22 protein-coding genes and 1 other RNA gene are annotated in these 22789 nt (G+C 66.5%); 4 read left to right on the forward strand and 19 right to left on the reverse strand.

What is annotated here, in order from left to right; all coding sequences use genetic code 11:
- Positions 1-14: 14 nt before the first annotated feature.
- From AZSI13_RS09450 to rsmI, 17 genes are all read right to left on the reverse strand, one after another.
- Complete coding sequence (locus AZSI13_RS09450; RefSeq protein WP_165833434.1) at positions 15-935, reverse strand: D-alanine--D-alanine ligase; 921 nt, start codon at positions 933-935, stop codon at positions 15-17.
- A 7-nt stretch (positions 936-942) separates the two neighbouring features.
- Positions 943-2346 carry a UDP-N-acetylmuramate--L-alanine ligase gene (gene murC / locus AZSI13_RS09455; RefSeq protein WP_109040926.1) on the reverse strand — a complete coding sequence of 468 codons (1404 nt, stop codon included), beginning with the start codon at positions 2344-2346 and terminating at the stop codon, positions 943-945.
- Positions 2343-3410, reverse strand: coding sequence for an undecaprenyldiphospho-muramoylpentapeptide beta-N-acetylglucosaminyltransferase (gene murG / locus AZSI13_RS09460; RefSeq protein ID WP_109040927.1), 1068 nt, complete (start codon positions 3408-3410; stop codon positions 2343-2345). The genes murC and murG overlap by 4 nt, the downstream gene beginning before the upstream one ends.
- Positions 3407-4573, reverse strand: coding sequence for a putative lipid II flippase FtsW (gene ftsW, locus AZSI13_RS09465; RefSeq protein WP_109040928.1), 1167 nt, complete (start codon positions 4571-4573; stop codon positions 3407-3409). Before ftsW ends, murG begins: the two co-directional genes overlap by 4 nt.
- Positions 4570-5940, reverse strand: a complete 1371-nt coding sequence (murD, locus tag AZSI13_RS09470) for a UDP-N-acetylmuramoyl-L-alanine--D-glutamate ligase (RefSeq protein WP_109040929.1) — start codon at positions 5938-5940, stop codon at positions 4570-4572. Before murD ends, ftsW begins: the two co-directional genes overlap by 4 nt.
- Before the next feature lie 41 nt (positions 5941-5981).
- A complete protein-coding gene (gene mraY, locus AZSI13_RS09475; protein ID WP_109040930.1) occupies positions 5982-7085 on the reverse strand; it encodes a phospho-N-acetylmuramoyl-pentapeptide-transferase in 1104 nt (367 codons plus the stop codon).
- Positions 7085-8497 (reverse strand): UDP-N-acetylmuramoyl-tripeptide--D-alanyl-D-alanine ligase, encoded by a 1413-nt coding sequence (gene murF, locus AZSI13_RS09480; RefSeq protein ID WP_109040931.1) that lies wholly within the window; start codon positions 8495-8497, stop codon positions 7085-7087. The genes mraY and murF overlap by 1 nt, the downstream gene beginning before the upstream one ends.
- The gene (locus tag AZSI13_RS09485; protein WP_109040932.1) at positions 8494-9999 is read right to left on the reverse strand and encodes a UDP-N-acetylmuramoyl-L-alanyl-D-glutamate--2,6-diaminopimelate ligase; all 1506 of its coding nucleotides are present in this window, start codon (positions 9997-9999) and stop codon (positions 8494-8496) included. Before AZSI13_RS09485 ends, murF begins: the two co-directional genes overlap by 4 nt.
- On the reverse strand, positions 9996-11729 hold the full coding sequence (locus AZSI13_RS09490; RefSeq protein WP_109041034.1) for a penicillin-binding protein 2: 1734 nt from the start codon (positions 11727-11729) through the stop codon (positions 9996-9998). The genes AZSI13_RS09485 and AZSI13_RS09490 overlap by 4 nt, the downstream gene beginning before the upstream one ends.
- Before the next feature lies 1 nt (position 11730).
- Positions 11731-12000, reverse strand: coding sequence for a cell division protein FtsL (gene ftsL, locus AZSI13_RS09495; RefSeq protein WP_109040933.1), 270 nt, complete (start codon positions 11998-12000; stop codon positions 11731-11733).
- Between the two features lies 1 nt (position 12001).
- Complete coding sequence (gene rsmH, locus AZSI13_RS09500; RefSeq protein WP_201262348.1) at positions 12002-12961, reverse strand: 16S rRNA (cytosine(1402)-N(4))-methyltransferase RsmH; 960 nt, start codon at positions 12959-12961, stop codon at positions 12002-12004.
- Positions 12958-13404 carry a division/cell wall cluster transcriptional repressor MraZ gene (gene mraZ, locus AZSI13_RS09505; RefSeq protein WP_109040934.1) on the reverse strand — a complete coding sequence of 149 codons (447 nt, stop codon included), beginning with the start codon at positions 13402-13404 and terminating at the stop codon, positions 12958-12960. The genes rsmH and mraZ overlap by 4 nt, the downstream gene beginning before the upstream one ends.
- A 432-nt stretch (positions 13405-13836) precedes the next feature.
- Positions 13837-14278, reverse strand: an RNA gene (rnpB, locus tag AZSI13_RS09510) — RNase P RNA component class A.
- Positions 14279-14287: 9 nt separating this feature from the next.
- The gene (locus tag AZSI13_RS09515; protein ID WP_109040935.1) at positions 14288-15115 is read right to left on the reverse strand and encodes a DUF3025 domain-containing protein; all 828 of its coding nucleotides are present in this window, start codon (positions 15113-15115) and stop codon (positions 14288-14290) included.
- Positions 15112-15588 carry a hypothetical protein gene (locus AZSI13_RS09520; protein WP_109040936.1) on the reverse strand — a complete coding sequence of 159 codons (477 nt, stop codon included), beginning with the start codon at positions 15586-15588 and terminating at the stop codon, positions 15112-15114. Before AZSI13_RS09520 ends, AZSI13_RS09515 begins: the two co-directional genes overlap by 4 nt.
- A gap of 29 nt (positions 15589-15617) precedes the next feature.
- A complete protein-coding gene (pyrC, locus tag AZSI13_RS09525) occupies positions 15618-16652 on the reverse strand; it encodes a dihydroorotase (protein WP_109040937.1) in 1035 nt (344 codons plus the stop codon).
- Positions 16653-16812: 160 nt separating this feature from the next.
- Complete coding sequence (rsmI, locus tag AZSI13_RS09530; protein WP_109040938.1) at positions 16813-17655, reverse strand: 16S rRNA (cytidine(1402)-2'-O)-methyltransferase; 843 nt, start codon at positions 17653-17655, stop codon at positions 16813-16815.
- Positions 17656-17675: 20 nt separating this feature from the next.
- Between rsmI and AZSI13_RS09535 the strand changes: the two genes are divergently transcribed.
- The gene (locus tag AZSI13_RS09535; RefSeq protein ID WP_109040939.1) at positions 17676-18080 is read left to right on the forward strand and encodes a YraN family protein; all 405 of its coding nucleotides are present in this window, start codon (positions 17676-17678) and stop codon (positions 18078-18080) included.
- Between the two features lie 94 nt (positions 18081-18174).
- A complete protein-coding gene (locus AZSI13_RS09540; protein ID WP_235609722.1) occupies positions 18175-18600 on the forward strand; it encodes an HIRAN domain-containing protein in 426 nt (141 codons plus the stop codon).
- A gap of 231 nt (positions 18601-18831) precedes the next feature.
- Here AZSI13_RS09540 and tyrS read toward each other — a convergent pair whose 3' ends face one another.
- Together tyrS and AZSI13_RS09550 are read right to left on the reverse strand one after the other, a co-directional pair.
- Positions 18832-20106, reverse strand: coding sequence for a tyrosine--tRNA ligase (tyrS, locus tag AZSI13_RS09545; protein ID WP_109040940.1), 1275 nt, complete (start codon positions 20104-20106; stop codon positions 18832-18834).
- Between the two features lie 245 nt (positions 20107-20351).
- Positions 20352-21179, reverse strand: coding sequence for a ferritin (locus AZSI13_RS09550; protein ID WP_109040941.1), 828 nt, complete (start codon positions 21177-21179; stop codon positions 20352-20354).
- Between the two features lie 188 nt (positions 21180-21367).
- Here AZSI13_RS09550 and AZSI13_RS09555 point away from each other — a divergent pair, with 188 nt between their 5' ends.
- Both AZSI13_RS09555 and folE2 read left to right on the forward strand, forming a co-directional pair.
- Positions 21368-21925, forward strand: a complete 558-nt coding sequence (locus tag AZSI13_RS09555; RefSeq protein ID WP_109040942.1) for a glutathione peroxidase — start codon at positions 21368-21370, stop codon at positions 21923-21925.
- Between the two features lie 57 nt (positions 21926-21982).
- Complete coding sequence (folE2, locus tag AZSI13_RS09560; RefSeq protein WP_109040943.1) at positions 21983-22789, forward strand: GTP cyclohydrolase FolE2; 807 nt, start codon at positions 21983-21985, stop codon at positions 22787-22789.

A 22789-nucleotide genomic window follows, 5' to 3' on the forward strand; every position in this document is an offset into this window, starting at 1 on the left:
GCGCCTCGCTGTCTTTAGCCCAGGGTGGCGAGGGCCAGGACCCTCAGCACCAGCTGTTCGTAATCCATGCCCGCCACCCGGGCCGCCATGGGCACCAGGGAGTGGTCGGTCATGCCGGGGGAGGTATTCACCTCCAGGTAGTAATGGTTGCCGGCCTCGTCCATGAGGAAATCCACCCGGCCCCAGCCACGGCCACCGATGGCCCGAAAGGCCTTCAGGGCGCCAGCCTGGATCTCGGCCTCTTTCGCAGCAGAAAGGCCGCAGGGGCAGAGGTAGCGGGTGTCGTCCCGCAGATACTTGGCTTCGTAGTCGTAGAACTCGTTGGCCGGTTCGATCTTGATGATGGGCAGGGCCTGCATGTCATCGCCCTCACCGATGATGGCGACGGTGTATTCGCCACCGGTGATGCCCTGCTCCACCAGCACCAGCTTGTCGTGCGCGGCCGCGGCGGCGTAGGCGGCGCGCAGCCCGCCCTCGGCCTTGACCTTGGAGATGCCGATGGAAGAACCCTCGCAGGCCGGCTTGACGAACAGGGGCAGGCCCAGCTCCTCTTCCACTTCGGCGAAATCGCTGTGCTCGTTGAGCAGGGCGTAGGCCGGAATGGGCAGGCCGACGGCCTGCCACATCAGCTTGGTGCGCCACTTGTCCATGCCCAGAGCAGAAGCCAGGACACCGCTGCCGGTATAGGGGATGCCCATCAGCTCCAGGGCCCCCTGGATGGTGCCGTCTTCGCCGAAGCGGCCGTGCAGGGCGATGAAGGCCCGGTCGAAGCCCTTCAGCTCATCCAGGGAACGCTCCGCCGGATCAAAGGCATGGGCATCCACGCCCTGGTGTTGCAGGGCCGCCAGGACGCGGGAGCCGCTGTTGAGGGACACAGCCCGCTCGGCGGACTTGCCGCCGAAGAGAACCGCCACTTTGCCAAAATTCTTGTTCATCGCTTTCTCACGCACTCACTTGCTTGGTCGCCAGCTTGCCGGGCACGGCGCCGATGGAACCGGCCCCCATGGTCAGCACCACGTCACCGTCCCGCACCGTATCCAGAATGGTCTGGGGCATGGCGGCGACGTCCTCCACGAACACCGGCTCCACCTTGCCGCCCACTCGCAGGGCCCGGGCCAGGGCACGACCGTCGGCGGCGACGATGGGCTGCTCGCCGGCGGCATAGACCTCGGCCAGCAACAGGGTGTCCACCGTGGCCAGTACCTTGACGAAATCTTCGAAGCAGTCCCGGGTGCGGCTGTAGCGGTGGGGCTGGAAGGCCAGCACCAGACGGCGCCCCGGGAAGGCCCCCCGGGCGGCCGCCAGGGTGGCCGCCATTTCCACCGGGTGATGGCCGTAATCGTCCACCAAAGTGAAGCTGCCGCCGGTCGGGCAGGCCACCTCGCCGTAACGCTGGAAGCGCCGGCCAACCCCCTTGAACTCGGCCAGGGCCTTGATAATGGCGGCGTCCGCCACCCCCACTTCGGTCGCCACGGCGATGGCCGCCAGGGCATTGAGCACATAGTGGCGGCCCGGCAGGTTGAGGGTGATGGGCAGGCGGGTGGTGCTGCCGTTCACCCGCACCGCATCGAACTTCATCTGGCCACCGGCCTCGACGATGTTTTCCGCATAGACATTGCAGGAGGCCGGATCGAGGCCGTAGCGGATCACCTGCTTGGGCACCTGGGGCAGGATTTCCCGCACATTGGGGTCATCCACGCAGAGCACCGCCACGCCGTAGAAGGGCAGGCGGTTGAGGAAATCGACGAAGGCGCCCTTGAGCCGGCCGAAGTCGTGGCCGTAGGTTTCCATGTGGTCGGCATCGATGTTGGTGACGATGGAAATCACCGGCGACAGCATCAGGAAGGAGGCGTCGGATTCATCGGCTTCGGCCACCAGGAAGTCGCCGGAGCCCAGACGGGCATTGGCGCCGGCTGCATTGAGGCGGCCGCCGATGACGAAGGTCGGGTCCAGGCCGCCTTCAGCCAGGATGGAAGCCACCAGGCTGGTGGTGGTGGTCTTGCCATGGGTGCCGGCGACGGCGATGCCCTGCTTCAGGCGCATCAGTTCGGCCAGCATCTGGGCCCGGGGCACCACCGGGATACGGGCCTCCCGGGCCGCCACCACTTCCGGGTTGTCGGCCTTGACGGCGGTGGACACCACCACGGCATCGGCCCCGGCGATATGGTCGGCGTCGTGGCCCTTGACGACCTGGGCGCCCTGGGCCGTGAGGCGGGCCGTGGCGGCATTCTCACCGAGGTCGGAACCGGACACCTGATAGCCCAGATTGAGCAGCACCTCGGCGATGCCGCTCATGCCCGAGCCGCCGATACCGACGAAGTGCAGGTGTTTGATCTTGTGTTTCATGCTTTGCTCGCTGCTTCCATGCACGCCTTGGCCACCATGGCCGTAGCGTCGGGTTTGGCCAGTTCGCGCGCCTTCTCGGCCATCTGGGCGAGCTGGCTGCGGGGCATGTCCTTGAGGAGCGCCAGGCGCTCCGGGGTCAGTTCAGCCTGGGGCAGGAGGATGGCGCCCCCCACCTGGGTCAGGAATTGGGCATTGCCGGTCTGGTGGTCATCCACCGCATGGGGATAGGGCACCAGGATGGCCGGCACGCCGGCGGCTGCCAGTTCGGCCACGGTCAGGGCACCGGCGCGGCAGATCACCAGGTCGGCCCATTCATAGGCGCCGGCCATGTCCTCGATGAAGGGCACGCAGTGGGCCGCCACGCCAGCGGCGTCGTAGCCCGCCTTGAGGGCGTCGATCATTTTCTCGCCCGCCTGGTGCACCACCTGGGGGCGCTCCGCCGCATCGAACAGGGCCAGGGCCTTGGGCACGTTGTCGTTGAGCACCTGGGCGCCCAGGCTGCCGCCCACCACCAGCAGATGCAGGGGACCTTCGCGGCCCTCGTAGCGCTGGATAGGGTCGGCCAGGGCGGCGATGTCGGTGCGCACCGGGTTGCCGACCCACTCGCCCTTCTTGATGACCTCGGGGAAGCCGCTGACCACCCGGTCAGCCACGCCGGCCAGGACCTTGTTGGCCAGCCCGGCGACGGAGTTCTGTTCGTGGATGACCAGGGGCTTGCCCAGCAGGGCGGCCATCATGCCACCAGGGAAGGTGATGTAGCCGCCCATGCCGAGCACCGCATCGGGCTTGACCCGGCGGATCGCCCGGGCGGCCTGCCAGAAGCCGCGCAGCAGGTTGAGGGGCAGCAGCAGCTTGCGCAGCAGCCCCTTGCCGCGCAGGGCGCCGAAGTTCACCGGCACCAGCTCGAAGCCGCGCTGGGGCACCAGCCGGGCTTCCATGCCCGCCGGGTTGCCCATCCACACCACGTTCCAGCCGGCCTCGCGCATGTAATCGGCCACCGCCAGGGCAGGGAAAATATGGCCGCCGGTACCACCAGCCATGACCAGGAGCGTTTTCTGGCTCATACCTTGGCCCCCCTCATCAGTTGGCGATTCTCCCAATCCACCCGCAGCAGGATGGCCAGGGCGGCGCAGTTAGCGACCACGCCGGAGCCGCCGAAGCTCATCAGCGGCAGGGTCAGGCCCTTAGTGGGCAGCAGGCCCATATTCACTCCCATGTTGATGAAGGACTGGACGCCCATCCAGATGCCGATGCCCATGGCCACCAGGGCCGGGTAGAGGCGCTCCAGGGCCACGGCCTGGCGGCCGATGGCGAAGGCCCGCTGCACCAGCATGGCAAACAGTCCGACCACGATCAGGACGCCGACGAAGCCCAGTTCCTCGGCGATCACGGCGAGGAGGAAGTCGGTATGGGCTTCGGGCAGATAGAAGAGTTTTTCCACGCTGCCGCCGAGGCCGACGCCGAACAGCTCGCCGCGGCCGAAAGCGATCAGCGCGTGGGACAACTGGTAGCCCTTGCCGAAGGCGTCGGACCAGGGGTCCATGAAGCCGAAGAGGCGGTCGCGACGGTAGGGGGAAACGATGATCAGCACGGCGAAGGCCGCCAGCAGCACGACGAACAGCACGGCGAAGAGCCGGGCCCGCATGCCGCCAAGAAAGAGGATGCCGATGGCGATGCTGATGATGACCACGAAGGCACCGAAGTCCGGCTCCTTCAGCAGCAGGCCGCCGATCACCACCATGGCCCCGGCCATAGGCAGGAAGGCCTTTTTCAGGTCGTGCATGTGGGGCATCTTGCGCACCGTGTAGTCGGCGGCATAGAGCACGGCGAACATCTTCATCAGCTCGGAAGGCTGCAGGTTGGCCACCCCCAGGGGCAGCCAGCGGCGGGCGCCATTCACATCCCGGCCGATGCCGGGAATGAGGACAATGGCCAGCAGCACCGCGCCACCCAGGAACAGCCAGGGCGCCAGTTCCTGCCACACCTTCACCGGCACCTGGAAGGCCACGGCAGCGGCCACCAGGGCCACGGCCAGAAACACGCCGTGACGGACCAGGAAGTACGTGGGGTGATGGCCGAAGGCCTTGCTGCCTTCAGCGGTGGCAATGGAGGAGGAATAGACCATCACCAGGCCCAGGGCCAGCAGGCCAAGGACGGACCACAGCAGCAGCATGTCCACTTCCGCCAGTTCCCGGCGGGGCTGGTTGAGGGCTTCCACCATGCTCATGGCCGGCCCTCCAGTTGCCGCACCGCGGCGATGAAGGCATCGGCGCGGTGGGCGTAGTTCTTGTACATGTCCAGGCTGGCGCAGGCCGGGGACAGCAATACCGCGTCACCGGCCTTGGACTGGGTGGCCAGCCAGGTGACGGCGGCGGCCATGTCGGCAAAAGATTCGGTGGGCAGGCCGCAGCCGGCGATGGCCTGGCCAATGGCCGGGCCGTCCTTGCCGATCAGGGCGACGGCGCGGCCGTGCTTTTCCAGGGCCACCTTGAGGGGGGAGAAATCCTGGCCCTTGCCGTCGCCGCCGAGGACGATGGCCAGAGGCCGGCCCAGTCCCTCGATGGCAGCCAGGGTGGCGCCCACGTTGGTGCCCTTGGAGTCGTCGTAGTAATCAACATCGCCAATGCGGGCGACGAACTCCACCCGGTGGGGGAGGCCCTTGAAGGCTTTGAGGGCGGACAGCACGGCGGCGGGGGCGATGCCCACGGCTTCCAGCAGGGCCAGAGCGGCCTGGGCATTGGCGGCGTTGTGCAGGCCAGTCAATTGCATCTCGGCCAGGGCCAGCAGCTTGTCGTTGCCGCGCACTAGGTAGCCGTCGGCAATGCCGTAATCCATGGCCCGGCCCGGCTTATCCAGGCCGAAGGTGACGAAGGGGCGGCCGCAGCGGCCAAGGCCCAGGCTACGGTCGTCGTTCCGGTTGAGGATCATGGCGCCCTTGCCCTGGAAGATGCGGGCCTTGGCTTCGGTGTACAGATCCATGGAACCGTCGTAGCGGTCCAGGTGATCTTCCGAGACGTTGAGCACGGTCGCCGCGGCTGCGTTGAGGCTGTGGGTAGTTTCCAGCTGGAAGGAGGACAGTTCCAGCACCCACAGCTCCGGCAGGCCGCCCCCATCCAGGGAGTCCATCAGGGCATCCAGGGCGGCGGGGGAGATATTGCCGGCCACCCGGGTCTTCACGCCGACCGCTGCAGCCAGGGTGCCGGTGAGGGCCGTGGTGGTGGTCTTGCCGTTGCTGCCGGTGATGGCGATGACCTTGGCAGCGGGGCTGCGCTGTTGCAGTGCCCAGGCAAAGAGTTCGATCTCGGAAACCAGAGGCACGGCGCCGGCCACGGCACTCACCTGTGCCACCGGCACTCCGGGAGAAATCGCAATAAAGTCGGCAACGAAATCTGGCCCGGCGAAGGTATCGGCCTGGAACGGGCCAGTAACAAGCTCCGCCGACGGCACGGCGCTGCGGAAGGCGTCCACATTGGGCGGCAGGGCACGGCTGTCGGCGACGCGCACCCGCGCACCTTCCCGGGCCAGCCATTTGGCCATGGCCAGGCCGGACTCGCCGAGTCCCACCACCACCGCCTGTTTGCCTTGGACGTTCATGTTCTTTCGTTGCCTTCGCTTACCGTGGTTTCAACGCTGCTTCAACGCAGTTTCAGCGTGGAGAGGCCGAACAGCACCAGCATGATGGTGATGATCCAGAAGCGGACCACCACCTGGGTTTCCTTCCAGCCCTTCTGTTCGTAGTGGTGATGCAGGGGCGCCATGAGCAGAATGCGTCGCCCCTCACCGTATTTTTTCTTGGTGTACTTGAACCAGCTGACCTGGAGCATCACCGACAGGGTTTCGACGACGAAGACGCCACCCATGATGAAAAGCACGATTTCCTGGCGCACGATCACCGCCACGGTACCGAGGGCCGCGCCCAGAGCCAGGGCCCCCACGTCGCCCATGAAGACTTCTGCCGGGTAGGCGTTGAACCACAGGAAACCCAAACCGGCGCCGCACAGGGCACCGAGGAACACCGCCAGTTCCCCCGCACCGGGCACATAGGGCACGAAGAGGTACTTGGAGTAGCCCGCATGGCCGGCCACGTAGGCGAACACGGCCAGGGCAGCGGCCACCATGACCGTCGGCATGATGGCCAGCCCATCCAGGCCGTCGGTGAGGTTCACCGCGTTGGAGGTGCCGACGATGACGAAATAGGTCAGGGTGATGAAGCCAACGACCCCCAGGGGATAACTGAAGGCCTTGAAGAAGGGCACGATCACTTCCATCTGGGCCGGGCCGGTGGCCGAGATACCCAGATAGACGGCAGCGGCCAGACCGAAGACGGACTGCCAGAAGAACTTCCAGCGGGATGCCAGGCCGTTGGGGTCCCGGTACACCACCTTCTTCCAGTCGTCGTACCAGCCCACGCTGCCGAAGCCCAGGGTCACCACCAGCACCACCCAGACGTAACGGTTGGAAAGGTCACCCCACAACAAGGTGGTGATGGCGATGGAAATCAGGATCAGCACACCGCCCATGGTGGGGGTGCCGGACTTCACCAGGTGGGTCTGGGGGCCGTCGGTGCGCACCGCCTGGCCGATCTTCTTCGCGGCCAGCCAGCGGATCACCGCCGGGCCGGCGACGAAGGAGATGAGCAGGGACGTCATGGCGGCCAGCACCATGCGCAGGGTGATGTAATTGAAGACGTTGAAGGCCCGGATGTCCTGGCCCAGCCATTGGGCAATCAGTAGCAGCATCAGGTGTTCTCCTTGGGGTTGGCGCCCGGGACGGCGGGGGAGACCAGGGCCTCCACCACCCGCTCCATCTGCATGAAGCGGGAGCCTTTCACCAGCACGGTGGTCCCGGCGGTGAGTTCGGCGGTGACCGCGGCCACCAGAGCGTCGATATTGTTGTAATGGCGACCGCCGGCACCGAAGTTGCGGGCGGCCTGAGCGGAAGACTCGCCCAGGCAGTGGAGTTGATCCACGCCCTGGGACTTGGCGTAACCGCCGATTTCGTCGTGGTACTGGCCGCTCATGGCACCGATTTCGCCCATGTCACCGAGCACCAGGATCTTGCGGCCGACGGTGGCGGCCAGTACGTCGATGCCGGCCCGCACCGAGTCCGGATTGGCGTTGTAGGTATCGTCCAGGACGATGGCGCCGCCGGGTGCCGCCTTTTGTTGCAGGCGCCCTTTGACACCACGGAAGCTCTCCAGGCCACCCACCACGGCCGCCAGGGAAATCCCCGCGGCCAGGGCGGCAGCGGCGGCAGCCACGGCGTTGCGGGCGTTATGGCGGCCCGGCATGCGCAGGCGGATGATGGCGCTGCCCTTAGGCGAGGTTAGCTCGATGGCCGTTTCCAGGCCGTGCAACTGGGCCTTGCCGGCAACGTCGGCCGGCTTGTCCAGGCCGAAGCTGAGCACCTTGCGGCCGGCGTTGAGGCCGCGCCAGTAGTCGGCAAACGTGTCGTCGGCATTGACCAGGGCCACGCCGCCGGCCTTGAGGCCGGCGTAGAGGGTGCCCTTCTCCTCGGCCACCTGTTCCAGGTCGCCCATGCCGGCCAGGTGGGCGCGCTGGGCATTGGTCACCAGGGCCACGGTGGGCTGGGCCAGACGGGTCAGATAGCCGATCTCGCCAGGGTGGTTCATGCCCATCTCGATGACGCCGGAACGATGGGTGCTGCGCAGTTGCAGCAGGGTCAGGGGCAGGCCGATGTCGTTGTTGAAGTTACCGCGGGTGGCCAGCACGGCCAGCTCCGGGTCGTAACCATCCAGCACGGCCTGGGCCTGGAGGATGGAGGCAATCATCTCCTTGGTGCTGGTCTTGCCGTTGGAACCGGTGACGGCGATCAGAGGCAGGGAGAACTTGCTGCGCCAGAAGGCGGCCAGGGCGCCCAGGGCCAGACGGGTATCGGCCACGGCCACCAGCGGCATGTTGATCTTGCCCTTGAGGGATTCCACCGTATCGGCCGCCACCACAGCGGCGCAGGCGCCCCGCTCCCGGGCCGTGGCCAGGTATTCGTGGCCGTCGAAGCGCTCACCGCGCAAGGCGACGAACAGCTCGCCGCTGCCAACGCTGCGGCTGTCGGTGGACACGCCGCCAAACAGGGCATTGCTGCCGTAGGCGGTGCCTTGGGTGGCCCGGGCCACTTCGAAGAGATCCATCATGCTGCCTTGCTCCCGGCGCGCTGTTGCAGGGCCCGCGCCACGGCCTCGATATCCGAATAGGGGCGACGCACCAAACCGGCCTCGCCCATCACTTCCTGATAGGGCTCGTGGCCCTTGCCCGCGACCAGCACCACATCCGCCACGGCGGCGTCGGCCACGGCCCGGCCCACGGCCAGGTCCCGATCCACCTCCACCGCTGCACCGGGAGCGCCGGCGGCAATATCGGCCAGGATGGCCCGGGGATCTTCGCTGCGGGGGTTGTCGCTGGTCAGTAGCACCTGGTCCGCCAGGCGGCTGGCCACGGCGCCCATGAGGGGGCGCTTGCCCTTGTCCCGGTCGCCGCCGCAGCCGAAGACGCAGACCAGGCGACCGCCCCGGGCTTCAGCCACTTCCCGCAGGGCGGCCAGGGCGTTTTCCAGGGCGTCGGGGGAATGGGCGTAATCCACCACCACCAAAGGTTCGCCGTCGCCGCCGAAGCGCTGCATACGGCCGGCCGGCGGGGCCAGCTGGGCAAGGCGGGCTGCCACGGTTTCCAGGGGCAGGCCCAGGGCCAGCAGGGTGCCGGCCACGGCCAGCAGATTGGAGACGTTGTAGCGCCCCACCAGGCCAGTGGCGATGGCCGCTTCGCCCTGGGGGGCCTGGAGGGTGAAGGCCAGCCCGGCGGGACCGTGACGCAGGTCGGCGGCGGACAGCACCCAATCGGCCTCGGGCTGCCGGCGGCCTTCCAGGGTGTAGCCGATGCGCAGGGTGGCGGTGGTCTGGGCCAGCAGTTCGCGGCCAAAGGGATCGTCCAGGTTGATCACCGCCTCGTTCAGCTCGGGCCAGGCGAAGAGACGCTCCTTGGCGGCGCCGTAGGCAGCCATGGTGCCGTGGTAATCCAGATGATCCCGGGTCAGGTTGGTGAACACCGCCACGGAGAAGCGGGCGCCATGGCAGCGGCCCTGCTCCAGGCCGATGGAGGAGACCTCCATGGCGCAGGCACCGGCGCCGGCCACCCGGTACTCACCCAGCAGACGATGCAGGGCCAGGGCATCCGGCGTGGTGTTGGCGGATTCGCTGAGGGCCTCGGGGAAGCCGTTGCCCAGGGTGCCGATGACGGCGCAGGAGCGGCCAACGCCGCTCATGGCCTGGGCGATCCACTGGCTGCAGGTGGTCTTGCCGTTGGTGCCGGTGACCCCCACCAGGGCCAGCTGTTCGGAAGGCCGGCCATAGACCAGATGGGCGAGATGGCCGGCAAAGGCTTGCAGGTCGGTCACAGCCAGGTTGGGCACTGCGCCCCAGGCGGCGTCCCAGGTGAAATCGGTGGCTTCCCAGAAGACACCGGCAGCGCCCCGGGCCAGGGCGGCGGGAATGAAGCTGCGGCCGTCGGCGGCGTGGCCGGGATAGGCAACGAAGACGTCTCCCGGCTGCACCCGGCGGCTATCGTTCTCCAGGCGCAGCACGGTGGCGCCCTGGGCCCGCAGCTGGTCGAGGAGTTCCTGGGCTACCCGAGCGCCGCTCACAGCTTTTCCTTTCCGGGAATGCCACCCGCCACCTGCAGGGGGGCATCCTGGGGCACGCCCAGGGTGCGCAGTGCGCCACTCATGATGTTGGCAAAGGTGGGGCCGGCCACGTCGCCGCCGAAGTGCTTGCCGTTGGACGGCTCGTCGATCATCACGGCAACGATCAGACGGGGGTCGCTGGCGGGGGCCAGGCCGACGAAGGAGGCCACGTACTTGCGGGCGTAAACACCGCCTTCCAGCTTGTGGGCGGTGCCGGTCTTGCCCGCCACCCGGTAGCCGGGAATCTGGGCCTTGGGGGCGGTGCCGCCGGGCTGCACGGCCATTTCCAGCATGGACTTCACTTCCCGCACGGTCTGGGGCGAGAACACCCGCTCGCCGCGCACGGTACTGCCGTCGCTCTTGAGCAGGCTCAGGGGGATCAGTTCGCCGTCCCGGGCGAAGACGGTGTAAGCCCGCACCATCTGCAGCAGGGAGACGGAGATGCCGTGGCCGTAGCTCATGGTGGCCTGCTCGATGGGCCGCCAGGTCTTCCAGGGGCGCAGGCGGCCGCCCACTTCGCCGGGGAAGCCGAGCTTGGGGGCCTGGCCAAAGCCCAGGGCATCGAACATGGTCCACATTTCCTCGGGCGGGAAGGTGCCGGCCACCTTGGCAATGCCCACGTTGGAGGACTTCTGGATCACCTGGGCCAGGGTCAATAGGCCATGGGCGTGGGAGTCGGAAATGGTGGCGGTGCCGATGGTCAGCTTGCCCGGGGCGGTGTTGATCACCGAGTCAAAACGGAATTTGCCCTTCTCCAGGGCCAGGGCCGCCGGGAAGGGCTTCATGGTGGAGCCGGGCTCGTAGGTATCGGTCACCGCCCGGTTGCGCAACTGGGCGCCGGAAAGGCCGGCCCGGTTGTTGGGGTTGTAGGTGGGCCAGTTGGCCAGGGCCAGCACCTCGCCGGTGCGGGCATCCACCACCACCACGCCGCCGGCCTTGGCGTCGTTGTCGTCCACCGCCTGCTTCAACTGGGAGAAGGCCAGGTACTGAATCTTGGAATCCAGGGCCAGGGTGATGTCCTTGCCGTCCTGGGGCGGCTTGACCGAGCCCACGTCCTCGACGATCTGGCCGCGCCGGTCCTTGATCACGCTACGCTGGCCGGGCCGGCCCAGGAGCTGGTCCTGGAAGGCCAGCTCGACACCTTCCAGGCCCTTGTCGTCCACGCCGGTGAAACCGACGATGTGGGCGGTCATGTCGCCGGAGGGGTAATAGCGGCGGTATTCCTTGTTCTGGTGGATGCCGGGCAACTTCATGGCAGCGATGCGCTCGCCGGTTTCCGGCGGGATCTGGCGCTTCACGTAGACGAAGTTCTTGTCCTCGGCCAGCTTGCGGTTGAGCTCCCGGGGATCCATCTCCAGAAGTTTGGCCAGGGCCTGGGACTGCTCCGGCACCAGCTTGACATCGGCGGGGATGGCCCAGACCGAGCGCATGGGGGTGGAAACCGCCAGCACATCACCGTTGCGGTCAGTGATGCGGCCCCGGGAGGCGGAGATTTCCAGCTCCCGGCGATAGCGGGATTCGCCCTTTTCCTGGAGGAAATCGTTGTTGATCACCTGCAGGTAGAAGGAACGACCCGCCAGAACGGCAAAGCCCCCGAGCAAGGCGAGGGCGGCAAGGCGGGAGCGCCAGGCGGGGAAAGCCAGCTGGAGGACCGGACTTTCCGTATAGCGGTGACTGCGGGCCCGGGCCATGTCAGCGCCCTCCTCCGCCAGCATGGATCACCTTGGCCGGCTCCGGCGCATGCATGCGCAGCTTTTCCCGGGCGATCTTCTCGATGCGGGGATGGGTGGCCCAGGTGGACAGTTCCAGCTGCAGCTGGCCCCATTCCACGTCCAGGCTGCGGGCACGCTCCTGCTCGCCTTCCAGATCCTGGAAGAGCTTGCGGGCCTTGTGCTGGGAGGTGACGACGCCCAGGGCGCAGATGATGGCAGCCACCAGGAGGAGGAGGTTGAGACGCAGCATCTCAGCCCACCTTCGCCAGCAGGGGCGACTCGGTGCGTTCCGCCACGCGCATGATGGCGCTGCGGGAACGGGGATTGGCCGCCACTTCGGCCGCCGAGGCCCGGATGGCTTTGCCCACCAGCCGGAGGGTCGGCTGGGGCAACTGGTCGGCCCGCAGGGGCAGGCCCTTGGGCACGTTGGCGGCGGGCTCGGCCTGGTCCCGCAGGAAATTCTTGACGATGCGATCCTCCAGGGAATGGAAGGAAATCACCGCCAGTCGGCCACCGGGCTTGAGCAGCGCCAGAGCCTGGGAGAGGGCTAGCGAGAGCTCCTCGAGCTCTTGATTGATATGAATCCGTATAGCTTGAAAGCTTCGCGTCGCCGGGTCCTGGCCGGGCTCGCGGGTCCGCACGGCTTCAGCGACGAGCGCGGCAAGCTGCCTTGTGGTTGCAATAGGCCGCTCGGACCGAGCAGCCACAATCTTCTTTGCAATCTGCTTAGCAAACCGTTCTTCCCCATAGTCCCTTATAACCTCCGCAATGTCCTTCTCTTCGGCACGGGCCAGCCATTCCGCGGCGGTCTCGCCCCGGGTGGTGTCCATGCGCATGTCGAGGGGGGCGTCAAAACGAAAGCTGAAGCCCCGCTCTCCCTCGTCGATCTGGGGTGACGACACTCCGATGTCCAGGAGCACGCCATCCACCAGCCCGATTCCCTGCTGCTGCAACACTTCCGCCATATCGCTAAAAGGCGTGTGGTGCAGCGAAAAACGCTGATCCTGAATCTGCGCGCCGGCGGCAATGGCCTGGGGGTCCCGGTCGAAGGCGACGAGACGACCGGCCGGGCCCAGGGCCGCCAGGATGCGGCGGCTGTGGCCACCACGACCGAAGGTGCCATCCACATAGACACCTTGCGGGTCCACGCGGAGGGCCGTCACCGCCTCCTCCAGGAGGACAGTGACGTGAATGCTGCCGGCGGCGGTCACAGGACGATGCCCTCGAAACTGGCGAGAGCCTCAGGATCCTGGAGCGCAGCCAGGGCCAGCTCGTTCTGCTTGGCCCAGGAGTCTTCGCTCCAGATTTCAAAATGGTCGCCCATGCCCACCAGCATCACCTGTTTATCCAGCTTGGCCAGGGAGCGCAGGGCAGGGGGAAGAAGAAGACGCCCGGTGGAATCGGCTTCCTGCACGGAAGCGGTCCCCAGGATGACCCGACGCACCGCGGCGGTGGCGGGATTCATGGTGGCGATCTTGGAAAGCTTGTCGGCGATGGGCTGCCACACCGGTTCGGGATAGATCTTCAGGCAGCCGTGGGGATGGTAATTGACCACCAGGCGGGCGGAATCCTGGGCGAGTTCGGGCCGGTAGCGTGCTGGCACAGCCAGCCGCCCCTTCGCATCCAAACTCAGCGTATCCGCCCCTTGAAACATGACTTCCCCTGATTTTCCCCCGGGGTCATCCGGCAGTGGCGTGAAGGACTCCACCCCACAATTCACCACCGAACACCACGTTTCACCACTTTAGTGCACCGAAAGCACAGCGTCAATGGGCAAATGGCATTTTTTTCTTTTGCGACAAGGGCTTACGACGCTTTCTAACGAAATTTCACAAAAAAATTTTCCTTATAAATCAATATTGATACAAATCAAATTGAAAGTACTTTATTAGGATTTGATGTGCGAAATTTCGCACACTGGCGAGCCATGCCATTGGATTGGCCGGATTCACAGGGAGGGGAACGAGGCGATGGCGAGAACGCGGGAGGGGAATTGAACCGCTGCTGGGCCAAAACAAAATACGGGACGAACGCCAGCGGCGGCAGGCGGCCATGCCGCCCCGCCGCAGCGAAAAAACGAAAAGGGATGTGAAGCTGGCCGATAAGCCGGGTTCTGTAGGGCCACCGGAGCGAACCCCGGCGGCCTGGCAGCCATTCCTCTAGGCGCCGCGTTACCACGGCGCTCAAGCAACCTACCCGGGAGCAGCGCGAGCCACGCCTGATGCTCCCCTATTTGGTCTTGCTCCGAATGGGGTTTGCCGTGCCGACTGTGTCACCACAGCCGCGGTGGGCTCTTACCCCGAACCGGCTGTCGCCGGCCCGTTCGGACCTTGCGGCCCGACCACCGTTTCACCCTTGCCTGATCTCCGGTTTGCACCGAAGCCATCGGCGGTCTGTTCTCTGTTGCACTTTCCGTCGCCTTTGCCTTGCGGCTTATAGCGCCTGGCCGTTAGCCAGCATCCCGCTCTATGGAGCCCGGACTTTCCTCCCGGCACCCGAAGGCACCCGGCGGCTGCCTGGCCAGCTTCACCCCGCCATTATACGGGCTTGGCGCGGCGCCCCGGACGGAATTGCCAGGTATCGTCGTAATAAAGGGGATCCTCATTGTCCGGCGTCACACCGGGCAAGCCCAACAACGGCAAAGGTTGCAGCTCCCGGGGCACGCCGTGGCGGCCGGCGGCCAGCTCCCCGGCCAGACGTCCATCGAGAGCCGCCAGATCGCCCCGATCCACCGACGCCAGTTCCGCCGGGGTCACCTCATACAACACCGCCTTGGCAGTCAGGCCGCGGAAGGGACGGAGCAGGGATTCATAGGTGGCATGGCCAAAAATCACCACCCGCAGGGCTGTCGCCAGATCGGCCCGGCGCTCCAGGAACAGGGGCTTCCAGGCGAAATCCTGCAGCAACTGCAGCAGGGAGGGATCGGTGGATAACACCAGGGCGCCGCACTCGTCGAAATGGGTCATGGCATCCCGGGCATCGCCCCGGGGCCCGCCCTGGGCATGGGGACTGCCATCGCCGGGAGTTGCTGCCAGGACCTGCAAGTGGCGGCCATTGATGGCCTGTTTGCTGCGGGGGAAGGCACACCAGACCAGGGCATTGAAGAAGTCATGCCAGTTGTCGGGCCGGGTTTCCACTTGGCCGTTATGGCCGATGCGGGCCTCGTAGCCCAGGCCGTCGTCCTGGGGCGGGGGAAAACTGAGGGGGCGGCCGGTGGCGGAACACAAGCCCAGATCGGCCGCCAGCCGGGACAATCCCGCCAGGGCCGCGGCATCCGGCGCCGCCGGCCAAGGCGGATCAAGACGTTCCAGCCACGGGGCCAGGGGCTGGAACAGGGGATTGGCGTAGGGCGCCGGAAAACTCACTGCTGCGGGGCGGCGGCCGCCGTGGCTCCGGCCGGCGCAGCGGCCTCGGGCGCCGCCACTGGCTTGGGCTCCGGCGTGAAGACGAATTTGTCGTCCTTCTCCTCGAATACGCCGACCTTGTCGCCCAACCCTTCCTGGGGGGCGGCTTCGAGCTTCTGGAAGCCCTTGCAGGTCTGGGTTTCGGTCAGGAAGTAGGCATTCCCCACCTTCAACACGAAAGTGCCGGGACCCGGCTGCCACAGTTCCACCTTGCTCTGCCGGGGGGCCTGGCGCAGCTCATGGATGCGCTGGCACTCGGGCAGACGGGCAGCAATGACGGAAAACTTCACCGTCTTTTCCCAGAAGAAATTCTGCTCCCGGGTCACGCTGATGGCGTGTTCCCGGCCGTCGATGCGGTAGGCGGCAGCATCGTTAATGCAGCCGGCCAGAAAAGGCAGTGCCAACAGGGGCAGGAGCAGCAGGGGCTTCTTCATGAGAGGCATCCTCGCGGAAAAAAGAAGGTTCAGGCGACGAAAGTCCAGGGCAGGGTCTCGCCGGCCCGCAGGGGGGTCAGGGTCTCGCCGCTCAGGTAGGGCAGGCTGGCCGGCACGGCCTGGGCCTTCTTTTCCAGGGTGACCTTGCCGGTATTGCGGGGCAAACCGTAGAAGTCGGGGCCGTGGAAGCTGGCGAAGCCTTCCAGCTTGTCCAGGGCGCCAGCGTTGTCGAAGGCTTCGGCGTACAGCTCCAGGGCGTGCAGGCCGGTGTAGCAGCCGGCGCAGCCGCAGGCCGCCTCCTTGGCGCCGGTGGCGTGGGGAGCGGAATCGGTGCCGAGGAAGAACTTGGCGCTGCCGGAGGTGGCCGCCTGGACCAGGGCCTGGCGATGGGTTTCGCGCTTGAGCACCGGCAGGCAGTACCAATGGGGACGAACGCCGCCCTGGAAGATGGCGTTGCGGTTGTAGAGCAGGTGATGGGCGGTGATGGTGGCGCCGATGTTGGCGCCGCTCTCGGCGACAAAGGCCGCCGCATCGGCGGTGGTGATGTGCTCGAAGACCACCTTGAGGCCGGGGAAGTCCTTCAGCAGGGGAATCATCACGGTGTCGATGAAGGCCTTTTCCCGGTCGAAGAGGTCGATAGCGGGATCGGTGACTTCGCCGTGCACCAGCAGGGGCAGGCCCCGCTTTTCCATCTCGGCCAGGGCGGCCTTGCACTTGCCCAGGTCGGTGACGCCGGCGTCGGAATTGGTGGTGGCCCCGGCGGGGTACAGCTTCACCGCCTTGACGAAGCCGGAAGCCACGGCGGCGGCGATTTCAGCGGCCGGAGTGTTGTCCGTCAGGTACAGGGTCATCAGGGGCTCGAAGCTCATGCCGGCCGGCAGGGCGGCGAGGATGCGCTGGCGGTAGGCGGCGGCCTGTTCCACCGTGGTCACCGGCGGCTTCAGGTTGGGCATGACGATGGCCCGGGCGAACTGGCGGGCGGAATGGGGCAGCACGGCGGCCAGGGCTTCGCCGTCGCGCAGGTGCAGGTGCCAGTCGTCGGGGCGGGTGAGGGTGATTTGCATGGAAGTTATTCGCAAAAGCGCCTTGCGGCAGATAAATGCAATTTTAACTGCCGCCCTGCCCCACTGTCTGTAAACAGTTGGGGCAAGGGCGACAGCGGCGGCCGTCGCAGTCAGCCATCACAGCCGCCACAGGCAGCAGACGTTGGCCGGCGGCCATGGCTTAGCCAGCGTCCTTGAGGGCCAGGGCCTTCTGGTACAGCTCGTTCTTGGAAGCCCCGGTGATTTCCGCGGCCAGCTTGGCGCACTGCTTCACCGGCAGCCCTTCGCCCAGCAGCAGCTTGAGGACGCGCTCGCCGGCGCCGTCGTCGGAACCTTCCGGTGCGGCCTCCACCAGCAGCACGAATTCGCCGCGCTGGCGGTTGCTGTCGGCCTTCAGCCATTCCAGGGCCTCCCCCAGGGGGCAGGCGTGGATGCTTTCGAAGAGCTTGGTCAACTCCCGGGCAAAGACGATGGTGCGCTCGGGACCGAAGACGGCGGCCAGGGCCTCCACCGATTCCAGCACCCGGTGAGGCGCTTCGTAGAAGACCAGGCTGTAGGGCAGCGCCGCCAGGGCCTCCAGCTCCTTCTGGCGTTGCCCGGCCTTGGTGGGCAGGAAGCCATAGAAGAGGAAATGGGGCGCCATCAGGCCGGAGGCGGAGAGGGCCGTCACCGCGGCGCAGGCGCCGGGCAGGGGTACCACCTTGAAGCCCGCCTCCCGCACCCGGGCGACGATGCGGGCGCCGGGGTCGGAAACCGCCGGCGTGCCGGCGTCGGAAATGAGAGCCACGGCCTCGCCGGCCGCCAGCTTGTCGATGACGCCCTGAGCCGCCTGTTCCTCATTGTGCTGGTGGGCCGGCAGCAGGCGGGCGCTGCTGCCGAAATGGCGCAGCAGGGGCTGGCTGTGGCGGGTGTCCTCGGCGGCCACCCAGGGCACGGCCTTGAGCACTTCCACCGCCCGCAGGCTCATGTCCTGGAGATTCCCCAGGGGCGTGGGGACCACATACAATGCTGATTCTATTGTCATTAAAACTCGCGAGCGGGGCCATGAAGACAGGCGCCAAAGATACCACGACCACCCCAGCCGCCCCGGCCGGCAGCTCGCGCCAGGCCGACGGACAGCTGGCCGAAGCCCGGGTCGCAGCACACCTGGAACGCCAGGGCCTGAAGATCCTGGCCCGCAACTACCGGGTCAAGGGCGGGGAGATCGACATCGTCGCCCGGGAGGGCAAGACCACGGTGTTCGTCGAAGTGCGCCTGCGCCGTAACGATGCCTTCGGCGGCGCCGCCGCCAGCATCACCCGCAGCAAGCAGCAACGCCTCATTCTCGCCGCCCGGCACTGGCTGCAGGCCCACGGCGAAACACCCTGCCGGTTCGACTGCCTGCTGCTGGAAGGCCGGGCGGCAGACGCGCCCATCACGTGGCTGCGGGATGCTTTCAGTGCGGATTAAGGGAAGCCTCCCAACGCCCCCGCGGGCGCCACTTCCGGCGGCCGGGCGGCCTACGCGCCTCTCCCCAAGATGGGACCCGAGGTTGGCCCCGACGTTGCCCCTACTCCTGAGCGCCCTCCTCCTGCCCGTGTTCGCCTGGAGCGACGAGGCACCGGCTACCGCCGCCATCGCAGAAGCCACCACCAACAACGCCCCGGCCCCGCCCCGGGCCGCGGTGCGCATGTTGGTGCAAAGCTCGCCCCTGGCCGGCAGCCAGTATTACGGGGCCGACACCCTGTGGGCGGCCATGGCGACGGGAGACGCCCTGACCCTGCACCGGGAGCCGGAGAATCCCCACGATTCCCGGGCGGTGCGGGTGGAATGGCGGGGCGCCAAGCTGGGCTACCTGCCGCGCCGGGAAAATGCCGCCGTCGCCGCGGCCATGGATCGGGGTGAGGCCCTGGAGGCCCGCATCAGCCGCCTGACCCGCCACGCCAATCCCTGGCGGCGGGTGGAAGTGCAGGTGTGGGTGCGGCTCTAGGGCCGACCGGGACTGCGTCCCTGCCCCTCCACCGACATGCCCGGAGAGGCAAGCAGGACGCCATTCTTCACCCCACCACCCCGGAATACCGCACCCCTATTGCTGCTCAGGGCAGGCCTGAACCCAAGCCCCGCCCTGCTTGCCTCTCCAGCCTCCGCCAAAGAAAAGGGCACAGCATCACCCTCTCGGTGACCGCTGTGCCCTGTGAGGCTAACGGGGCTTAAACGGACGTCAGATCCAGCGCACCAGCCCGTACTGCTTCTTGCCCCGGCGCAGGATGGTGAAGCGGCCGAAGAGGCGCTCGCCATCGCCGATCTGGTGCTCGATGCCATCCACCTTGTTGCCGTTGATGGCCACGCTGCCGCTCTGGATGAAGGTGCGAGCTTCGGACTTGGATTTGGCCAGGTTGGCCGCCACCAGGGCGTCGATCAGGCCGCCCTGGGCGGATTCGATGGACACACCGGGCATACCATCCTGGGCCAGTTGTTCCAGATCGTTTTCGGTGAGGGAAGCCAGCTCGCCGGAGAACAGGCACTGGGAAATGCGCTGGGCGGCCTGGAGGGCCTCGTCACCATGCACCAGGCGGGTGGCTTCCTCGGCCAGGATGCGCTGGGCCTCGGGCTTGCCGCCGCTGGCCTTGTCGGCGGCTTCGATTTCGTCGATGCGGGCCACGGGCAGGAAGGTAAAGAACTTGAGGAACTTGTAGACGTCCGCGTCGCTGGTGTTGAGCCAGAACTGGTAGAAGGCGTAGGGGGAGGTCTTCTTCGGGTCGAGCCAGACGGCGCCGGATTCGGTCTTGCCGAACTTGGTGCCATCGGCCTTGGTGATCAGGGGCACGGTCATGCCGTACACCTGCTGCTGGTGCAGGCGGCGGGTCAGGTCGGTGCCGGCGACGATGTTGCCCCACTGGTCGGAGCCGCCCACCTGGAGGATGCAGCCGAAACGCTTGTACAGCTCGGCGAAGTCGTAGCCCTGCAGCAGCGCGTAGGAGAACTCGGTGTAGGAGATGCCCTGGTCTTCCCGCTCCAGGCGCTGCTGCACCGATTCCTTCTTGATCATGGCGTTCACCGAGAAGTGCTTGCCGATGTCGCGCAGGAATTCCAGGCAGTTCATGCCGCTGAACCAGTCGTAATTGTTGGCCATGCGGGCGGCGTTGGCGCCGTCGAACTTCAAGAAGGGCATCACCTGGCCGCGAATCTTCTCGACCCAGGTGGCGATCACGTCGGGGGTGTTGAGCTTGCGCTCGGTGGCCTTGAAGCTGGGGTCGCCGATCATGCCGGTGGCGCCGCCCACCAGGGCGATGGGCTTGTGGCCGGCTTCCTGGAAGCGCTTCAAAATCAGCACCGGCACCAGGTGGCCCAGGTGCAGGCTGTCGGCGGTGGGGTCAAAGCCGCAATAGAGGGTCACCGACTCCTGGGTCAGCAGTTGATCGAGCGCCTGGGCGTCGGTCAGTTGGGCGATGAGCCCACGATCGTGCAGATCCTGGATGAGGGGGGACTTGTACATTGGCTTGATCTCCGGGGCAGAACCGGCGGCCTCCGCACATGGGGCCGCCAAAAGACCGGGGATTTTACCAGAGCCGGCGCCATGCTCCGGCCCCGCGCCTTTGAGAAACCGTCGAAGTAGCCGGCCGCCGGGCCGGATACCGGGCAGGCACTAGCCCGCCGGAGGCCGGAAAGGCCCGAGGCAAGAAAAATGGGGAAGACCCGGGCGGCAAGCCGGGACCGGCGTACCGCCCCGGCCGGCCAGACTCAGGCGGCCTTGAGGGATTTGCGGTAGCGGCTCAGGTCCTGCACCGTCTCGAAGGTCTGGTCGAAGAGGCTGGAGAGGTTGCGCAGAATGCCGCCCACCACCCGGGCTTCCCAGGTCTTGTCGAAGCAGATCTGGGTATCGAGCCAGCGTTCCAGCCACTCCGGGTCCGGCAGGCGGCTTTGCACCGTGTCGTTGGGGAAGAGGCTCTGGTTCACGTGCAGGTTGGTGGGGTGCAAGGGCTTGCCGGAACGGCCACTGGCGGCCATCAGCATGCCCAGCTTGGCGAAGGCGGCCCGGGCGCTGTCGCCGAACTTGTCGATGGCCCGCTTCATGTACTTGAGATAGGCACCGCCGTGGCGGGCTTCATCCCGGGAAATGTGGTCGTAGATGGCCTTGATCACCGGCTCGGTATGCCACTCGCTGGCCCGGCGGTACCACTGGGTCAGGCGCACTTCGCCGCAGAAATGCAGCATCAGGGTTTCCAGGGGCGGAGCCGGATCAAACTCGAAGCGCACGGCGTGCAGTTCTTCCTCCGTCGGCACCAGCTCGGGGCGGAAGCGGCGCAGGTATTCCTGCAGCACCAGGGAGTGCTTCTGCTCTTCATAGAACCAGATGGACATGAAGGCGGAGAAGTCGGAATCGTCCTGGTTGTCCCGCAGGAACATCTCGGTGGCGGGCAGGGCGGACCATTCGGTAATGGCGTTCATCTTGATGGTGAGGGCCTGCTCGTCGGAGAGCAGGCTGCCGTCGAACTGGTCCCAGGGAATGTCGTCGGCCATGTTCCAGCGGGCTTTTTCCAGGCTGGTGAAGAGTTCCGGGTAGAGCATTTTGTAGTTTCTCTGTGGGAGTTGGGGGCGCGCAGCTAGAGACAGCGAAGGCCGAGCGCGGTTCCCTGTTTTTTTGCACTGCATCAGGCCCCGCCCCGGCCCCCGGCGGGAACCAGGAGCCCCCGCCCGCTGTCTTGAGAAGGCCGGGCCATGGCCTGGAACGACTTTGCCGCCCGCCCGGAGATGCCATGCCCCGCCTTCTGCCTGCCTTTCTGCTTTTACTCAGCCTGATGGGAACCGCCATGCCGGCCAGTGCCGCCGATTGCCCGCCTCTGCTGCAACACACTTTCCCTGCCCTGCAGGACAACCAGCCCCAACCCCTCTGCCAGTACGCCGGCAAGGTGCTGCTGGTGGTGAATACCGCCTCCTACTGTGGTTTCACCAACCAGTACGACGGCCTGGAAGACCTCTATGCCGAGCTGAAGGACAAGGGCCTAGTGGTGCTGGGCTTCCCGGCCAACGACTTCGGCCAGCAGGAACCGGGCTCCAACCAGGAGATCGCCGACTTCTGCCGCCTCACCTACGGCGTGCGCTTCCCCATGCTGGCCAAGAGCACGGTGGTGGGCAAAGAGGCCAATCCCTTCTACCAGGCCCTGGCCAAGGCCACCGGCCAGGTGCCGCAATGGAATTTCCACAAGTACCTGATCGACCGCAGCGGCAAGACCGTGCTCTCGTTCGGCAGCCGCACCGCGCCCAACGACCCTCAGCTGCGGCAGGCCATCCAGCGTTTTCTTGACGCTCCCTGAGCGCCGCGCCCCCATAACAAACAACACCGACAACACCCCAACCCCTCGGAGAACCCCATGAACGCACCGGACAAGATGTTCCACCTGCCCGATGTCCAAGCCACCCCGGACCAGCGCCAGCTGGCCATCCAGAAGGTTGGCGTGAAGGGCCTGCGCTACCCCCTGGCCCTGGCCACCCCGAACGGCACCATCCAGAACACCGTGGCCCAGCTGACCATGGCCGTGGGCCTGCCCCCGGAAGTGAAGGGCACCCACATGTCCCGCTTCGTCGAAATCCTCGAGCGCCCCCGGGGCGCCCTGCAGGCGGCGGAACTGCCGGCCCTGCTGGCCGAGATGCTGACCCACCTGCAAGCGGAGAGCGGCAGCATCGACCTCGCCTTCCCCTACTTCATCGCCAAGGTGGCCCCGGTTTCCGGCGTGGAAAGCCTGCTGGATTACGACGTGGCCCTGAAGGTGGAAAAACGCCAGGGCAGCGCCCAGGCTGACCTCACCCTGGCCGTCACCGCCCCGGTCACCAGCCTCTGCCCCTGCTCCAAGAAGATTTCCGAGTACGGCGCCCACAACCAGCGCTCCCACATCACCATCACCGCCCAGCTGCGCCAGCCCATGGCGGTGGAAGAACTGGTGCGCCTGGCCGAGGAGGAAGCCTCCTGCGAAGTCTTCGGGCTGTTGAAGCGTCCGGATGAAAAGTGGGTCACCGAGCGGGCCTACGACAATCCCAAGTTTGTCGAAGACCTGGTGCGGGATATCGCCCTGCGCCTCATGGCCGAGCCCCGCATCGGCCGCTGGTCGGTGGCTTCGGAGAATTTCGAGTCCATCCACAACCACTCGGCCTACGCCGAACTCTCCGGCGAGAACGCCTGA

The organism is Azospira sp. I13, from assembly GCF_003112695.1.
In the GTDB taxonomy this organism is placed as follows: Bacteria; Pseudomonadota; Gammaproteobacteria; order Burkholderiales; family Rhodocyclaceae; genus Azospira.

Excerpts from the sequence above, each read along its gene's own strand:
- AZSI13_RS09450 (WP_165833434.1), bottom strand. The coding sequence starts at position 935 with ATGAACAAGAATTTTGGCAAAGTGGCGGTTCTCTTCGGCGGCAAGTCC.
- murC (WP_109040926.1), bottom strand. The coding sequence starts at position 2,346 with ATGAAACACAAGATCAAACACCTGCACTTCGTCGGTATCGGCGGCTCG.
- murG (WP_109040927.1), bottom strand. The coding sequence starts at position 3,410 with ATGAGCCAGAAAACGCTCCTGGTCATGGCTGGTGGTACCGGCGGCCAT.
- ftsW (WP_109040928.1), bottom strand. The coding sequence starts at position 4,573 with ATGAGCATGGTGGAAGCCCTCAACCAGCCCCGCCGGGAACTGGCGGAA.
- murD (WP_109040929.1), bottom strand. The coding sequence starts at position 5,940 with ATGAACGTCCAAGGCAAACAGGCGGTGGTGGTGGGACTCGGCGAGTCC.
- mraY (WP_109040930.1), bottom strand. The coding sequence starts at position 7,085 with ATGCTGCTACTGATTGCCCAATGGCTGGGCCAGGACATCCGGGCCTTC.
- murF (WP_109040931.1), bottom strand. The coding sequence starts at position 8,497 with ATGATGGATCTCTTCGAAGTGGCCCGGGCCACCCAAGGCACCGCCTAC.
- AZSI13_RS09490 (WP_109041034.1), bottom strand. The coding sequence starts at position 11,729 with ATGGCCCGGGCCCGCAGTCACCGCTATACGGAAAGTCCGGTCCTCCAG.
- ftsL (WP_109040933.1), bottom strand. The coding sequence starts at position 12,000 with ATGCTGCGTCTCAACCTCCTCCTCCTGGTGGCTGCCATCATCTGCGCC.
- mraZ (WP_109040934.1), bottom strand. The coding sequence starts at position 13,404 with ATGTTTCAAGGGGCGGATACGCTGAGTTTGGATGCGAAGGGGCGGCTG.
- AZSI13_RS09520 (WP_109040936.1), bottom strand. The coding sequence starts at position 15,588 with ATGAAGAAGCCCCTGCTGCTCCTGCCCCTGTTGGCACTGCCTTTTCTG.
- pyrC (WP_109040937.1), bottom strand. The coding sequence starts at position 16,652 with ATGCAAATCACCCTCACCCGCCCCGACGACTGGCACCTGCACCTGCGC.
- rsmI (WP_109040938.1), bottom strand. The coding sequence starts at position 17,655 with ATGACAATAGAATCAGCATTGTATGTGGTCCCCACGCCCCTGGGGAAT.
- AZSI13_RS09535 (WP_109040939.1), top strand. The coding sequence starts at position 17,676 with ATGAAGACAGGCGCCAAAGATACCACGACCACCCCAGCCGCCCCGGCC.
- tyrS (WP_109040940.1), bottom strand. The coding sequence starts at position 20,106 with ATGTACAAGTCCCCCCTCATCCAGGATCTGCACGATCGTGGGCTCATC.
- AZSI13_RS09550 (WP_109040941.1), bottom strand. The coding sequence starts at position 21,179 with ATGCTCTACCCGGAACTCTTCACCAGCCTGGAAAAAGCCCGCTGGAAC.
- AZSI13_RS09555 (WP_109040942.1), top strand. The coding sequence starts at position 21,368 with ATGCCCCGCCTTCTGCCTGCCTTTCTGCTTTTACTCAGCCTGATGGGA.
- folE2 (WP_109040943.1), top strand. The coding sequence starts at position 21,983 with ATGAACGCACCGGACAAGATGTTCCACCTGCCCGATGTCCAAGCCACC.